This window comes from Paenibacillus sp. FSL R5-0519, from assembly GCF_037974275.1.
Lineage (GTDB): Bacteria > Bacillota > Bacilli > Paenibacillales > Paenibacillaceae > Paenibacillus.
Genome location: NZ_CP150234.1, coordinates 2,585,147 through 2,600,455, shown reverse-complemented (window position 1 = coordinate 2,600,455; position 15,309 = coordinate 2,585,147). Strand labels below are relative to the sequence as shown.

Here is a 15,309-nt window from a genome sequence, read left to right as displayed (position 1 = left end):
ATAGGAGGTTTTTATTTGGCTAGCTATAAAAAACATGGGACTGGATGGGAGTATCGACTAAGGTACAAGGACCCTTTCACACAGAAATTTCGAGAGAAGGCACAAAGAGGATTCGATTCAAAAAAAGAAGCGCAGTTGGCAGTTAGAGAATTTGAAAGAAAGCTTGCTGCTGGCTATGAACAATCTGATTTATCGCTTCAAGATTATCTAGATTTTTGGATCAATGAATATAAGAAAGGAAGTGTTCGTAAGAATACATTATTACTTCATCAGAACAACATTAAAAATCATATTATCCCTTTTTTTAAAAACATGCTTATACGAGATGTGAAGCCAATTATGTACCAAAATTTTATAAACCATATTAGTGAGAAAGGATATAGCCGACGTACGGTTGAATTGATTCATTCCACAATGCATAATGCCTTACAAAAAGCTGTTGTAATCGGAAAATTAGAAAAAAATCCATGTCTAGGTGTCGAAATAAAAATTAAGCGTAAAAAGAAGGAAGTCCACTTTATTGATTCCGATGATATACCATTGTTTATGCAAAACTCTCGTCATTATGGTTATGTATACTGGATATTTTTCCGAGTGTTAATTGAAACTGGTATGCGAAAAGGCGAAGCAGCTGCTCTAAAATGGATCGATATTGATTTGGATAATCATTTTATTACAATTGATGAAACTCTAGATTTTACAGCGAAAAACAAAGAAGAATTATTCGGTGACACCAAGACAGAAAAATCAGAAAGAAAAATAAAAATTACTACAAATCTAGTAAATGACATCAAATTTCACAGAGAGTGGCAGGAACATAACAAAGGGATACTTGGGGATAGATACCACCATGACCTTGATCTGGTTCTATGTAGGGAAGATGGAAACTTCATGCCTAAATCATCATTGTTCAATGCCTTCTCCCGCATCTTACAACGTTGTGATCTTCCATCCCTCCCCATTCACTCTCTCCGACATACCTGCGCGGTTCTTTTACTTGAGTCCGGGGCAGATATGAAATTCGTTCAAGAACAATTAGGTCACGGAAGTATTCAGATCACATCAGATGTATATGCCCACATCTCAGGCAAGATCCAGAAAAGCAATATAGATAGATTTGAGAAATTCACTGAAGAAATTTTCGAATAGAAAAATATTTTGTGGGCATTTTGTGGGCACTTTGATTTTTCTTTAAATATATAGGTACTTGCCCACAAAAAGAAAAACCCCTCAGCGATAGAGCGCCAAGGGATTGAGCTATTAGTACAAAGTAATATATTGATCGCGTTCCCATTGGTGGACTTGTGTACGGTACATATCCCACTCAATTTCTTTCAGCTCATAGAAGTGAGCCAAGGCGTGGTCGCCGAGAGCATCACAGATGACTTCGCTACGGATCAATTCATTCAATGCTTCTTTCAGGTCAGCTGGCAAGCTTGGAATGCCTTCTTCCACACGCTCTTCTTCTGACATGATGTAGATGTTACGGTCAATTGGAGCTGGTAAGGAAAGCTCACGTTTGATTCCGTCCAGACCTGCTTTCAACAAAACAGCCAAAGCCAGGTAAGGGTTAGCAGCCGGATCCGGGTTACGAACTTCAACACGTGTGCTCAGACCACGGGAAGCCGGAATACGGATCATTGGGCTACGATTACTCGCAGACCATGCTACATAACAAGGTGCTTCATAACCTGGTACAAGACGTTTGTATGAGTTCACAGTTGGGTTAGTAATTGCTGCAAACGCACGTGCATGCTTCAGAGTTCCAGCCATGAAGTGACGTGCAGTTTTGCTCAAACCAAGCTCGTCCGACTCGTCAACGAATGCGTTCTCATTGCCTTTGAACAAGGATTGGTTGCAGTGCATACCGGATCCGTTCATACCAAACAGTGGTTTCGGCATGAATGTAGCATGTAAACCATGCTGACGTGCAATCGTTTTAACAACGAGTTTGAACGTTTGGATCTGATCAGCTGCTTTCAGCGCATCAGCATATTTAAAGTCGATCTCATGCTGACCTGGAGCTACCTCATGGTGGGAAGCTTCGATCTCAAAGCCCATTTCTTCAAGTGTGATAACGATGTCACGGCGACAGTTTTCACCAAGATCCGTAGGTGCCAAGTCGAAATATCCACCTTGGTCATTCAGCTCGTTGGTCGGGTTTCCTTTTTCGTCTGTTTTGAACAAGAAGAACTCCGGTTCAGGACCTACGTTGAAGGAAGTGAATCCCATATCTTGGGCTTCCTTCAGGTTCCGTTTCAAGATACCACGTGGGTCTCCTGGGAACGGGTTACCATCCGGAAGGTATACGTCACAGATCAGGCGTGCAACACGGTTCTCTGCTACCCATGGGAAAATAAGCCAAGAATCTAGATCTGGATAGAGGTACATGTCGGACTCTTCAATACGTACATAACCTTCAATGGAAGATCCATCGAACATCATTTTGTTATCCAGAGCCTTAGTCAACTGGCTCACAGGAATCTCAACGTTTTTGATAGCTCCAAGCAAATCGGTAAATTGCAATCGAATGAATCGTACGTTTTCTTCTTTCGAAATGCGGAGAATGTCTTCTTTTGTATAGCTCACTATAACCTCTCCCTTTCTTATCTGCGTATTTGGCTTGCCTGTTATATTTGTACATGAGAAAGTTCCACGGGTCAAGGATTCTTACACCATAAGTGCATGATTTCCTCTCACTCGCCAAGTTAGGCGAACTTACTTTTTATTAAAAAATCGGGAAAGCTCTCCCTGAATGAGAGATACTTGTCCTGGTCTCTTACCTGACACAAGCTGCTGCTTCAGCAAGCGATGCAACTGCGTATCGGACAGTTCTCTGCGTTTAACTTCTGTATCTGGCGTGATAACTGTAGCTTCCTCGGATTCTTTCGAAACAGGATTCATCACTTGTTTGATCCCTGCGATGTTAACTCCTTTTTCAATCAAAGCCTTGATCTCTAGCAATCTCTCTACGTCATTAAAAGAGAATAATCGCTGATTACCTGACGTTCTCGCAGGAACGATCAAGCTGTGCTGCTCATAATAACGAATCTGACGTGCAGACAGATCCGTAAGTTTCATTACAATACCAATTGGGAATAAGGCCATATTTCTGCGAATTTCATCACCCATGTTCATCAACCTTCCAGTCATCTATTCTTCACCCTATTGTACATTTAGTTGTTACCAAGTGTCAATGACGTGTTAGATAAACTCACAATAATTTACGATCTTTCATGGTCTGTAATGCCATCAAAACGCCATATTTGACATGAGAGTACGTTAATCCGCCTTGCATATACCCGATATACGGCTCCCGAATAGGCGCGTCGGCTGATAATTCCAGACTTCCGCCCTGAATGAACGTACCTGCCGCCATAATGACAGGATGTTCATAACCAGGCATATCCCACGGTTCAGGAACCACATGACTATCTACAGCTGCTGCACGCTGAATCCCCTGCACAAAAGCAATTAAATGCTCAGCAGAGCTGAACTGAACAGCCTGAATCAGATCTGTACGAACTTCATTCCAAGCGGGCTTGGTTACAAATCCCGATTCAGCAAACATCGCAGCAGCAAACGTACTGCCTTTAATAGCTTGTCCTACAATTGTCGGTGCCATGTAAAGTCCTTGGTAGATGCCACGTGTTGTCCCCAGCATGGCTCCCACTTCTCCCCCGATTCCCGGGGCTGTCAGGCGATAGGCTGCAAGCTGTACGTACTGTTCCTTCCCACATATGTATCCACCGGTTTCCGCAATGCCTCCACCAGGATTCTTGATAAGTGATCCGGCCATCAGATCAACTCCGACTTCTGTCGGTTCACGTTCCTCCGTGAATTCACCGTAACAATTATCCACAAATACGATGACATCTTCCTTCATTGCTTTAACACGTGTAACCATCTCAGCGATCTCAGCAACACAGAAGGATGAGCGCCAGTCATAACCACGTGAACGTTGAATCCCAATGACTTTTGTAGCCGGTGTTATGCTTTTCTCAACTGCTTCCCAGTCCACTCCACCTTCAGCAGTTAAGGCCGTCTCCCGATAGCCGATGCCAAAATCGCGTAAGGAACCTGTGCCATCACCGGGTTTGCCAATCACTTTATGCAATGTGTCATAAGGCTTACCCGTGATGTACAATAGTTCGTCACCTGGGCGCAATACGCCAAACAGTGCTGTACTAATCGTATGTGTACCTGAAGCAAAATGAGGACGTACCAACGCGGATTCCGCGCCGAACACATCAGCATATACTTCATCGAGCACTTCACGCCCACGATCGTTATACGCATAACCTGTTGAACCTGCAAAATGAAAATCACTTACTTTTCGCTGTTGGAAAGCATTAATCACTTTCCATTGATTGTGATCTGTGATCCGATCAATCTGTTGAAGTTGTCCTTCAATCTGACGCTCCACTTGTTGCTGAAGTTCAGATATTGCTGAATCAAAGCTTACCATCTTACTTCATTCCCCTTCATAGCACGAATCTGACGTTGAATAGCCATTATCGTGTAACTTATCACATCAATATGTCATGAATATTACGATTCAATAAAATTTTCGAGCATATAACCAAATTTCTCATATTCACCTTTTTGCAATTCCACTTCATAAATGACATCATTCTCCTCAAAGCTGGTATCCACTACATCACCAATTTTGTAGAGTACCGACGTAAGATCCCCACGTTCTGCCGGAATACGGAAGCGTTTCGTGTCACCTGTCAGCTCGTTCTGAATCAATTCACGGATTTTAAGCAGATCCTCTGAATCTAATGCGCTTACTTTAATATGATCTTTATCCAGTGGAAGCATCTCAAGCTGCTCTGGTGTGCACGCATCTTTTTTGTTATACAGGACTAACTGCGGCTTATCCCCTGCACCAAGTTCTTGCAGAATCGTGTTAACCGTTCTCATCTGATCTTCACGCATAGCTGATGAGGCGTCGACAACATGCAGAATGAGATCTGCTTCATTCACTTCTTCCAGTGTTGCCCGGAAAGCCGCAATCAGATCATGCGGGAGATTTTGAATAAATCCAACGGTGTCGGTAAGTACGATCTCTTTGCCACTTGGAAGTTCCATCGTACGTGAAGTTGGGTCCAGAGTAGCAAATAGCTGATCTTGAATATACACATCGGCAGCGGTTAACTGCTTGAGCAAGGTTGATTTGCCAGCGTTGGTATAACCAACAAGGGCCACTTGAACAATACCTGTCTTCTTCCGGCGTTCACGGTGCAACTTGCGATGACGTGTCAATTCTTCCAGGTGACGCTTCAGATCGTCAATGCGGCCGCGGATGTGACGACGGTCTGTCTCCAGCTTGCTTTCCCCCGGCCCTCTTGTTCCGATGCCTCCACCGAGTCTGGACAGATTCTTGCCGTGACCCGACAAACGTGGCAACAAGTAGCTATGTTGAGCCAACTCCACTTGAATGATACCTTCTCTCGTGTTGGCACGTTGTGCAAAGATGTCCAAAATTAATTGGGTACGGTCAATAATTTTGAGATCGAGGGTTTCTTCCAGATTTCGAACCTGTGCGCCTGACAATTCCTGATCAAATATAGCTGTAGTTGCTCCGAGTTCCTCTGCAATCGCACGAAGCTCTTCTACCTTACCTTTACCAATGAACCATTTGGTATCCCGTTTTTCCCTGTTCTGAGAAAGCACACTTAGTACTTCCACTCCGGCTGTCTCAGCAAGTTTCACCAGTTCCTCTAAAGAGTACTCCGGATTGATACCTGTACGTTTTACATCATCCGTAACAAGACTCACCAAGACGGCGCGATCTTTTTTGACCATATCTGTATCATGCGTGCCATTTGTCATGTATATGTTCACTCCCTCTAATTACTAATCCGTTGATACATTGCCACGAATATGCCATGGCATGCCTTAAGCCGAACCGGTTGGCCCGGCCGGCTGATGTAAAAACTATATTATCGCTTACTTTCGCTCAAAGTTCAAATCCTCTGTCCGGATTGTCATCAGCTCCAGTTTTCCTGGACTGCCTTCTGAGTATTGTTCCAACAAACGAACCGCCTGATGCCTGATCGAACGCTCAATGGCATTACGAACGTATCTGGCGTTACTGAACGCGTGCAGCGAATCATTTTTTTCCTGAAGCAAATGCTGCTTTAGTTTGAGTATGGTCTGAGGCATTAAAATATAATCACGCTCTTTGGCCATAATCTCAGAGATTTGAATCAACTGATCAATGCTATAGTCTGGAAACTCCACTTGAATGGGAAAGCGGGAAGGTAATCCAGGATTCGTCTGAAGAAAAAAATCAATTTCTTCCGAGTACCCGGCAAGAATCAGTATAAACTGATTTTTGTTATCTTCCATGGACTTTACAAGCGTATCAATGGCTTCCTTTCCAAAATCCTTCTCTCCCCCGCGGGCCAAACTGTAAGCTTCATCAATGAACAATATCCCACCGAGTGCCTTCTTAACCAGATCTCTTGTTTTCTGCGCCGTGTGACCGATATATTCTCCAACCAGATCCGCACGCTCTACTTCAATAAGATGACCTTTACTCAACACACCCATCTTCTGAAAAAGTTTGGCAACGATCCTCGCTACAGTTGTCTTTCCAGTCCCCGGATTGCCTTTGAAGATCATATGATACACGTGCGCACCACTAAGTAAGCCTGCTTCAGTACGCATCTGAGCAATCTGTAGAAAAGCATAGATCTCAAATACAAGGTCTTTGATATTTTCAAGTCCAACCAGTTGCTCCAATTCACCCTGTATCTCCTGGAAGTGCGCATGTTTGGTTATGCTCTTGGCTGCCTGTACTGACGCTGCTTCATCTTTGACCAACATCTGAGGTTCCTGGTTGCGCAACACAATATTAATTTGTCTGGATGGTCTGCCTCCTGGTTGCTCTCCTGCAGCCATGACCCGTCCGTTCATTCGCCATCACCTCTATTTTATCGGGCTGAACTCTCCTGATTATTAATGTATTCTATCAGGTGCTCCAATATTAGAAGGATCATGAAGAATTCTACGGTAGGTACATGTCTTAGATCTGAATGTTTTTTCGAAACTCTCCGTTCTCAAACAAACTCTGCCTATGCTTCAGTGATAACTGAAAGTATGGGAATACATGTGCATCAATGGCATGCAGCAATTCCTTTGCCGTCTTGTTAGCCAAGTCATAATCACCTGTCGTAATATGCTTCCGCGACAAGGCATCTTCAAGCTCATCTTCATCCAGCAAAAATACTTCTCCATCTTTCAGGACCACGACATCCAGATACAGGTCATCAAACCAAGGAACACCCTGATCCGTTATCCCCTGACTGCGACATGTATCAATATACCATTCCACAATCCGTTCCTGATCATCAAACATCGCTGTAACAACGAAGTGCTCTCCCTTCGGGTAGTATTGCAGCCAGGAATACCCTTTATCTGCGATACAGAAGGTACTGCCTCCATATGTTTTCCACAGAGGTTCTTTCAAATCCTGTATGGTGTACAACGTAATATAACCTGTGAAAATTTTGGATTGAACGAACCGGCATGTGAATTGTCGGTTCGTAATCCGGCGCCAGTTCGCGCGGTCCCCGAATTTCCGTTTCATACGAACCCCTCTTTGCCGACTACAGGTCCGTGACCTGCTCTGATGTTATTGGTGAACAATGTAATAACGTCCGCATGATTGGTTCCAGCGCTCTGGACCCGCCCTTGCACAACGTATTACGAATAGTTACAGCTTACCATATTTAAGGTATACACTCAAAATCAAGCTTTGTCCCACCTATTCATTACATGATCTTCTATTAAAGAAGGTTCGTATAACCAAAAAAACTGCTTCACCGAAATTCCGGGAAGCAGTTTAATTCATGCAGCTATTTAGTTATTCACTGGTTTAGCCGCCAGTTCCAGCTTGAGAATCTGCAGGTTCGTCTGTTCCTCCAGTGTCACCACTCGTTCCGCTGTCTGGAGTTACAACCTCGCCCGGTGTTGTTACGGCCCCATCATCAGAGCCTTCACCTGTACCGCCTGGCTCTGTTGTCCCCTGACCAGGTGGGGTCGTGTTTCCTCCACCAGGTTGACCGTTACCTTGGCCGGCTCCGCCGTTATTACCATTGTTTCCATTATTGCCGTTATTACCATTACCATTGCCGTTTCCGTTTCCGTTGTTGCCATTTTCATTCCCATTTCCGTTGTTACCGTTCGAGTTGCCATTATCCGGCGAACCATTGTCCGGATTCTCCGTACCTGGCTGCTCAGGATTGGTTTCTGTACCAGGGTCTATACCAGGATCAGGTTCCTCTGGTGGCATTTCCTGCGCTTCAATCATCAGGGAAATGGTGTTCGAAGGATCCGTCTCCTGTCCTGATGCCAAGTCGTAAGCTGTCACATAGTACTCATAGGTCAGGCCAGGCAATGCACTTAAATCTTGTGCACTGGTCGATCCCACTGAATCAATGAGATGCGTGAACTGGCCTTCGGAGGTTTCTTTACGATACACACGATATTGCGTGCTCGTGTCACCTGTTCCAGTCCAACTCAGTGATACGGTTTGAGCATTTGGATCATATGATCCACTCAGACCACTAACAGACAGAGCTGGTTGTTCTGGTTCTTCTACTGGCGGAGGTGCTTGCCCTCCAGCGGGTGTTTTGAATTGCTTCACTGGAACGCCTTTCAAAGCGTCTCCCATGACTTTGGCAAAGAAAGCTGCGGACAGCTTACTGCTGTTCTTAAGCATATGATTGGCATCCGGATTGTCATAGCCCATCCAGACTGCGGCAGTCCATTCCGGTGTATATCCAACGAACCATACATCACGGTTGGCACTGTTGCCAGAGATACCACTTTGAACCGTTCCTGTTTTACCCGCTACCGGACGATCCAGACGTGCTGAACGTCCCGTACCGTCATTAACAACGTTCTGCAGCATCTGCGTAAGCTGATACGCATTTTGCTCGCTCATGACACGCGTTGTGTCCGAGTTATCGTGTTTATACGTAGTTTTGCCTGCGCTATCCTTTATTTCCTTGATTGAATAGGCTTGTCGGTATTCTCCGAGGTTGGCAAATGCACTATAGGCTTGCGCCATTTCCAGTGTATTTGTACCTTTACTCAGACCACCGAGGGCAATCGCCAAGTTTTTGTCTTGATCTGTCAGCTGTATACCTACACTCTTGGCAAAATTAATACCAGTGTTAACGCCTATTTTATCAAGCAACCAAACTGCAGGAATATTTTCCGACTTCGTAATGGCATCAGTCATACTGATCGTTGAAGAATATCCATGCAAGTTACCCGGACAGTAATTACCAAAACATTGCTTCGCATTACTCAGCGCCGAATTAGCACTGTAGTTGCCTGATTCAAGAGCCGGTGCATAAGACACAATCGGTTTAAAAGCTGAACCTGGCTGTCTTCGACTCTGCGTTACACGGCTATAACCTTTGGTCTGATAATCCCGTCCACCCAGGAGGGCAACGAGACTGCCATTCTCGTGGTTCATGATAACCATGGAACCTTGAACTTGTTGATCGTCTTTACTAGCCTCGAAGAGACTATCATCTGTAAAGGCAGTTTCCATGGCTGTTTGAGCCTGAGCATCCATGGTTGTATAGATTTTGTATCCGCCGATATTCAGATCATCTTCCGTTTTACCTGTTACTCGTTCAGCTTCACGGAGCACATAATCAATAAAGGCTTGATACTTCATGTCTTTCTCTGGTCGCTTGTAGTTATAGTTAATCTCTTTTGCTTCATCCATCTCCGCCTTGGTAATGTAGCCTTGTTCATACATCAGCTGCAATACCACACCACGGCGTGCTTTGGAGTCGTTTGGATTGCTTACAGGGTTATAGGCAGACGGCCCTTTCGGCATAGCTGCCAATGTTGCAATTTGCCACAACTTCAACCTCTTGAGATCGGTAACTCCAAAATAAAATTCAGATGCCGCTTTAATCCCGTAACGCTGATGGCCGAAGAAAATCCGGTTCAGATACATCGTCAGGATTTCGTCTTTTGTGTACTTGCGCTCCAATGCCATGGCAATCGATACTTCCGTTGCTTTACGGAAGAACGTTTTGTCACGGGACAAGAACATGTTCTTAGCAAGCTGCTGGGTTAGTGTACTACCACCTTCCACCATGGAACGAGCCATGACGTCCTTAACCGCCGCACGCCCGATGGACCAGATATCCACGCCCTGATGATCGTAGAATCGCTTATCCTCTGTTGCAACAAAGGCTTGCTTCACCAGCTCAGGAATATCATCTTCTTTGACGGGTTCCAGCTTCTGAATGGATAGCTCCCCCATTAATTGGCCATTACGATCATATACTTTTGAAGTTTCATTAATTGTAGTTTTGTCCTTGTTGGCTTTGAGCAGATTTTCACCACTCACCATAATAAATAAATATCCACCTAGTGCACAGAATATGGCGATTGCCATTGTGAAAAACATTGTCCATCCAACGCGTTTACCCGTAATTTTTTTCTTTTTAGAGGTCTTTGGCTTCGCTTTTTTGGATGACTTGTTATTGTTGTTGCGATTGTTAGACCTCGACAACGGATCGTTTGGCATGTTACCTCCTGACTCCCTTTCAGTTGCATAATTTCTATTCGTCTGTTGGCTCAAGCATATATTAAACATATTTTGCCCGGAATGAAAAGAACAACCCTTTATTCAGGTTGCTCTGTTTCAATACCTATACTTGTAGACGAAATGGTTGGTGAAAAGGTTTCGTAATTTTTTTAAGCTTCGCCGCTATTATCTTGCTGCATCAGCGATACGCTGCGTTGCGGCGTGAACGTGGAGATGGCATGCTTGTAGACCATTTGCTGGCGTCCGTCGCTGTCGATGACGATCGTAAAATTGTCAAATGCCTTGATCGTCCCGCGGATTTGGAAGCCGTTGGTCAGATAGACCGTAGCAGGAATATTTTCTTTCCGCAGTTGGTTCAAGAACGTATCTTGGATGTTGATGGACTTGTTCATTAGCCGTACCCCCATTGGTTCATTTGAATTCGTGTTCAAGTAATATTCAATATCGCTGAGTAGCTTTCGTGCTATTATATCATGAACAGTTTCATATAATCCACAAAAACCCCTTGTCTGCTATTTTACACCCATTCTTGGCAAGGAAAACAAATAGAAGACTTATCCATTATACACCGCTTGCCAGTTTTGCAAAAGAGGGTCAAACTCTTCATTTTAAAGCTCATTTATTCATTGTTTGGCGAATCCTTAATCTCTTGCACCTATTCTAGTGATACATAAAAACCTCTATCCTTTTGATGACCAAAAGGTAGAGGTTTACATATCTTAGTCTATTTGATGCCAGTCAGATGAATACTAATCATCGCTCAAATCAATCAAATTTCTGTGTAATCAATTCACTTATCTGCTTGTATTTCCCTTCAAAATCCTCGGTATCCGTCATGTCTACCCATTCAATATCCTTCATATGGCGGAACCAGGACAGCTGTCTTTTGGCAAACCGGCGCGTATCCCTCTTTAACCACTCAACCGCAGCTTCCCAACTCACTTCCCCTTGCAAGTACGCTGCAATTTCCTTATATCCCAACCCTTGCATGGAAATATGACCTCTAGCCACACCCCGTTCCAACAAGGATTTCACCTCATCTACCAGACCTTGTTCGATCATCAGATCAATCCGCTCTTCTACCCGGGCGTACAACTTCTCCCGATCCATAGTCAAACCAACAATAAGAAGGTCATAAGGCGACTCTTTCTTCTGTACTGCCAGCTGTTCAGACCACTTCTCGCCTGTAAGGTGATGGATCTCAAGTGCACGCACAATTCGCCGCTGGTCATTCGGATGCAGACGATCTGCACTGACCGGATCAACTTCCCTTAGACGATCATGAAGGGCCTGTGCGCCATATTGCTCCGCATAGCTGAATTGTTGCTCCCTGAACGCTTCATCCGAACCACTATCCGAAAATTGGAAGCCGTAACATACCGATTCCACATACAGACCGGTGCCACCTACAATAAAAGGCATTTTACCACGTTCATGGATTTCACTAATCAATCGGGCACAACTTTCCTGAAACTCGGCCACAGAATACGGGTACTCCGGTTCATGAATATCAATGAGATGATGAGGTACACCCTTCATTTCTTCAGAGGTAATTTTGGCAGTTCCGATATCCATTTCACGATATACCTGCATCGAATCCCCTGAGATAATCTCACAATTGAATGCTTGCGCAAGCTCGATGCTCATTCTTGTTTTGCCTACTGCTGTTGGCCCAACCAGCACAAGCAGTTTGGGTTTTGGTTTAACTTCCACGTTCAACATTTATCACTCCGTACAGGGTTTTTGCATTCGCCCGATCAAGTATTTCGAATCCGAGCCTGTCAAACTCCGCGCTGCCGCGCTTCTCTTTCATCACTACCCGTTTACGGGCAACCCGTTTCGCTTCCACAATGCTCTGTTCATCCAGCGCGTGAGCATTCGCATAATCTCGCAAGGGCTGTATCGCACTTGAATCCATCATCGGTTCACGAAACATCGGGTCAAAATATACAGTATCACAGCTTCGATCCGGCATGGAACACAGTAACTCAAGATGATCCACGTGCCGCAGATCGATGCGCCGGAAAGCCTCATCCACCAGCGGCTGATTGCTCTTATAATGGGACATGCCTTCCAAGAGCAGGGTATAGAGCGGTTGCGAACTTTCACAGGCAATGACCCGTCCATGCGTACCAGCCGCAACCGAAAATACCAGTGCATCTGAGCCCAGTCCAGCGGTACAATCAACAATGGTATCCCCTTCAAGTACCGCACCAGCTTCCAGCATGGGATCAGCTTCGCCTCTTAGAACACGTTTAGCTCGAACAAATCCCATACTGGGGTGAAACTCAAGCTCCGTTGCATCTTTGCGAAACAGACGGGCTCTGCCATTGAGTACCACTAGTATTTCATTGATACCATAATGTTCAATCAGTCTGGGTAAAGACGTTCTATTGCGCGGTACGTAGGTACCTCCTGTCGTTTCGGCGAGCTTACGCGCACGCTCCACCTGAGAGGCAATCTCCTTGTCACCGGTTGTAATGTACATAATGTCCCCCTAAATAGCTACATCACTCGTTTAAATAATTTTTCCAGATCATACGTTGAAAATGAAACCACAATCGGCCGCCCATGTGGACAGGTGTAGGGCTGACGACATGAACCCAGACGCTGAATCAGCACTTCTGCTTCCTGATCCGTCAGCTTCTGATTGGCTTTGATAGACGCTTTGCAGGAACACATGATGGATGCCGCTTCCCGCATCTTAGCGACGTCTATGCTGCGCTCACTAAGAACCCATTCGGACATTTCTTCAATAATGTCTTTCTCGTCTCCTTTGGGGAACCAGAACGGATGGGAACGCACACGGAATGTCTGTCCACCAAAATGCTCCAAATATACGCCTGCCTGCTCGAACCAGGCCAGTCTTGTTTTCAGCTTTTCAGTCTCTGAAGGTGTGAACTCCAGCGTAATCGGCAGCAATAACTCTTGTGAGGCTTGAGCAGGATTGCCAAATTTCTCGTAATAATACTCATAATTCACGCGTTCATGAGCCGCATGCTGATCAATTAAATATAAACCTTGGTCATTTTGCGCGATTAAATACGTACCATGATGCTGTCCAATGAGGCTCAGCTCCGGAAATGCCGGCATGGATGCATCCGATTTAATGGCAGCAGCAAGTTTAGTGGCATCAGGCAAACCTGAAGTTTTCCACGTCCGTTCAGTTCTTGCCGCGGAAGACGGATCATACGATGAACGTGCTTCCCTGACGGGCGAATACACAGAATCGGATCGATACGTTACCGGTTTGCCTTCAGTCAGCGGTTTTTCTGTTGCTACACGATCTTGAGAAGAAAGGTCAGACTTTGGAGAAGCTTCGGAAGAACTTGTACTTACCTCTTTAGTAGCTTCCTGCACGTTAGCATTTGTCTGCCCTCCATTATGACTCGACCCCTTCTGCAAAATATGCCCGTTCCAACTTTCTAACTGCTCAGGGGGGTGTGTAACCTCAGGTGGAGCTTCGGGCAGCGGCACTGTCTGTCCGTTTTCAGCTACCGGTTGTACTGCGGAAAGATCCGCCGGAGCATCCAGATCATCATCTTCCGTATTTAACTTTAACAATGCATTCGAAGGTTTCCCGAGTGGACCTTGTTGTCCATAGCCTTCTGCATCAGACTGGTCTTTCAGCGGACCACGCGGAAAGAGGAATTGTTCCTGGATAAAGGAACTATCATCTCCACGTCGAATCTGCTGTTTCTTGACCTGCGGAATCAATACCTCCTGCCGGAGGATCCCCCTCAACGTCGTCTCCACAAATTCATAGAGTTCTGGTTCCTTGCTAAAACGTACCTCCAACTTGGCTGGATGCACGTTCACATCCACAAGAGAGGGATGCATCTCCAGCTGCACCACGACAAGCGGGAAGCGATTGATGGGCAGCAAGGTATGGTAGGCTTTAAGAATAGCCTGATTGAGACCGTAATTGCGAACAAATCGCCCATTAACGATCGTCGACATACCCCCACGATTCGCTCGTGTCCATTCCGGCAGGCTGATCAGCCCGCTCACCCGGTAATCCAGACTTTCACCCTGAATAGGAAGCATCGCTTTGGCAGCACTTGTCCCATAGATCGCTGCAACCACTTGCAGCAGATCGCCGTTGCCCAACGTCTGTAGCAAAACATTCTCATTATGGCGCAATCTGAACGAAATGTTTGGATGCGACATCGCCATTCGGTATAGAACATCAGATATATGTCCGAGTTCCGTCTGGATCGTTTTCATATACTTGAGTCTGGCTGGTGTATTGTAAAAAAGTTCTTTCACTGCAAAATCTGTACCTTGGGGCGAGGTTGCATCTTCATGAGAGACAAGGTTCCCGCCTTCAATTACAATGCGGCGCCCCCGCCCGTCATTGTTACTTGCCGATAACACCTCTACCTTGGAGACTGCGGCAATACTCGCCAGGGCTTCCCCGCGAAATCCAAGACTTGTGATCTGGAACAGATCTCGTCCATGGGCTATTTTGCTGGTTGCATGACGATAAAAGGCAGTTTCCATATCCTCTGGCTCGATACCTGACCCATTGTCTTTGACACGAATACTGAGGAGTCCGCCCTCTTCCACCGTCACCTCAATCTTGGTGGCGCCTGCATCCACCGAGTTTTCAAGCAACTCTTTGACAACTGACGCAGGCCGTTCGACCACTTCACCAGCCGCAATCTGGTTGGCAATATGTTCATCTAGCACATGTATTTTCGCCACAGGTTTTC

At 45.4% G+C, this 15,309-nt stretch carries 12 protein-coding genes; 1 reads left to right on the top strand and 11 read right to left on the bottom strand.

Annotated elements, in window-relative coordinates; translation table 11 throughout:
• Positions 1 to 15 precede the first annotated feature (15 nt).
• Positions 16 to 1,149 (top strand): site-specific integrase, encoded by a 1,134-nt coding sequence (locus MKY73_RS11900; RefSeq protein WP_339307628.1) that lies wholly within the window; start codon positions 16 to 18, stop codon positions 1,147 to 1,149.
• A gap of 111 nt (positions 1,150 to 1,260) precedes the next feature.
• On the opposite strand, the gene glnA is transcribed toward MKY73_RS11900, so the two are convergent.
• The 11 genes from glnA to mutL form a co-directional block, all read right to left on the bottom strand.
• The gene (gene glnA, locus MKY73_RS11895) at positions 1,261 to 2,589 is read right to left on the bottom strand and encodes a type I glutamate--ammonia ligase (protein WP_091029299.1); all 1,329 of its coding nucleotides are present in this window, start codon (positions 2,587 to 2,589) and stop codon (positions 1,261 to 1,263) included.
• A gap of 129 nt (positions 2,590 to 2,718) precedes the next feature.
• A complete protein-coding gene (locus tag MKY73_RS11890; RefSeq protein WP_056689944.1) occupies positions 2,719 to 3,132 on the bottom strand; it encodes a MerR family transcriptional regulator in 414 nt (137 codons plus the stop codon).
• An 82-nt stretch (positions 3,133 to 3,214) separates the two neighbouring features.
• Entirely contained in the window at positions 3,215 to 4,468 is a 1,254-nt protein-coding gene (locus tag MKY73_RS11885; protein ID WP_339307627.1) for a methionine gamma-lyase family protein, read from the bottom strand.
• 83 nt (positions 4,469 to 4,551) lie between these two features.
• Positions 4,552 to 5,838, bottom strand: a complete 1,287-nt coding sequence (gene hflX, locus MKY73_RS11880; protein ID WP_339234679.1) for a GTPase HflX — start codon at positions 5,836 to 5,838, stop codon at positions 4,552 to 4,554.
• Positions 5,839 to 5,955: 117 nt separating this feature from the next.
• On the bottom strand, positions 5,956 to 6,927 hold the full coding sequence (locus MKY73_RS11875; protein ID WP_339307626.1) for an AAA family ATPase: 972 nt from the start codon (positions 6,925 to 6,927) through the stop codon (positions 5,956 to 5,958).
• A 109-nt stretch (positions 6,928 to 7,036) separates the two neighbouring features.
• Positions 7,037 to 7,600: a DUF402 domain-containing protein gene (locus MKY73_RS11870; protein WP_062835000.1), complete on the bottom strand. Its 564-nt coding sequence runs from the start codon at positions 7,598 to 7,600 to the stop codon at positions 7,037 to 7,039.
• A 288-nt stretch (positions 7,601 to 7,888) separates the two neighbouring features.
• A complete protein-coding gene (locus MKY73_RS11865; protein ID WP_339307625.1) occupies positions 7,889 to 10,573 on the bottom strand; it encodes a PBP1A family penicillin-binding protein in 2,685 nt (894 codons plus the stop codon).
• Between the two features lie 170 nt (positions 10,574 to 10,743).
• Positions 10,744 to 10,986, bottom strand: coding sequence for an RNA chaperone Hfq (gene hfq, locus MKY73_RS11860; protein WP_017687918.1), 243 nt, complete (start codon positions 10,984 to 10,986; stop codon positions 10,744 to 10,746).
• A 373-nt stretch (positions 10,987 to 11,359) separates the two neighbouring features.
• Positions 11,360 to 12,316 carry a tRNA (adenosine(37)-N6)-dimethylallyltransferase MiaA gene (miaA, locus tag MKY73_RS11855; RefSeq protein ID WP_339307623.1) on the bottom strand — a complete coding sequence of 319 codons (957 nt, stop codon included), beginning with the start codon at positions 12,314 to 12,316 and terminating at the stop codon, positions 11,360 to 11,362.
• Positions 12,297 to 13,082 carry a class I SAM-dependent methyltransferase gene (locus MKY73_RS11850; protein ID WP_339307622.1) on the bottom strand — a complete coding sequence of 262 codons (786 nt, stop codon included), beginning with the start codon at positions 13,080 to 13,082 and terminating at the stop codon, positions 12,297 to 12,299. The genes miaA and MKY73_RS11850 overlap by 20 nt, the downstream gene beginning before the upstream one ends.
• A 17-nt stretch (positions 13,083 to 13,099) precedes the next feature.
• The gene (mutL, locus tag MKY73_RS11845; RefSeq protein WP_339307621.1) at positions 13,100 to 15,301 is read right to left on the bottom strand and encodes a DNA mismatch repair endonuclease MutL; all 2,202 of its coding nucleotides are present in this window, start codon (positions 15,299 to 15,301) and stop codon (positions 13,100 to 13,102) included.
• Positions 15,302 to 15,309: the final 8 nt, after the last annotated feature.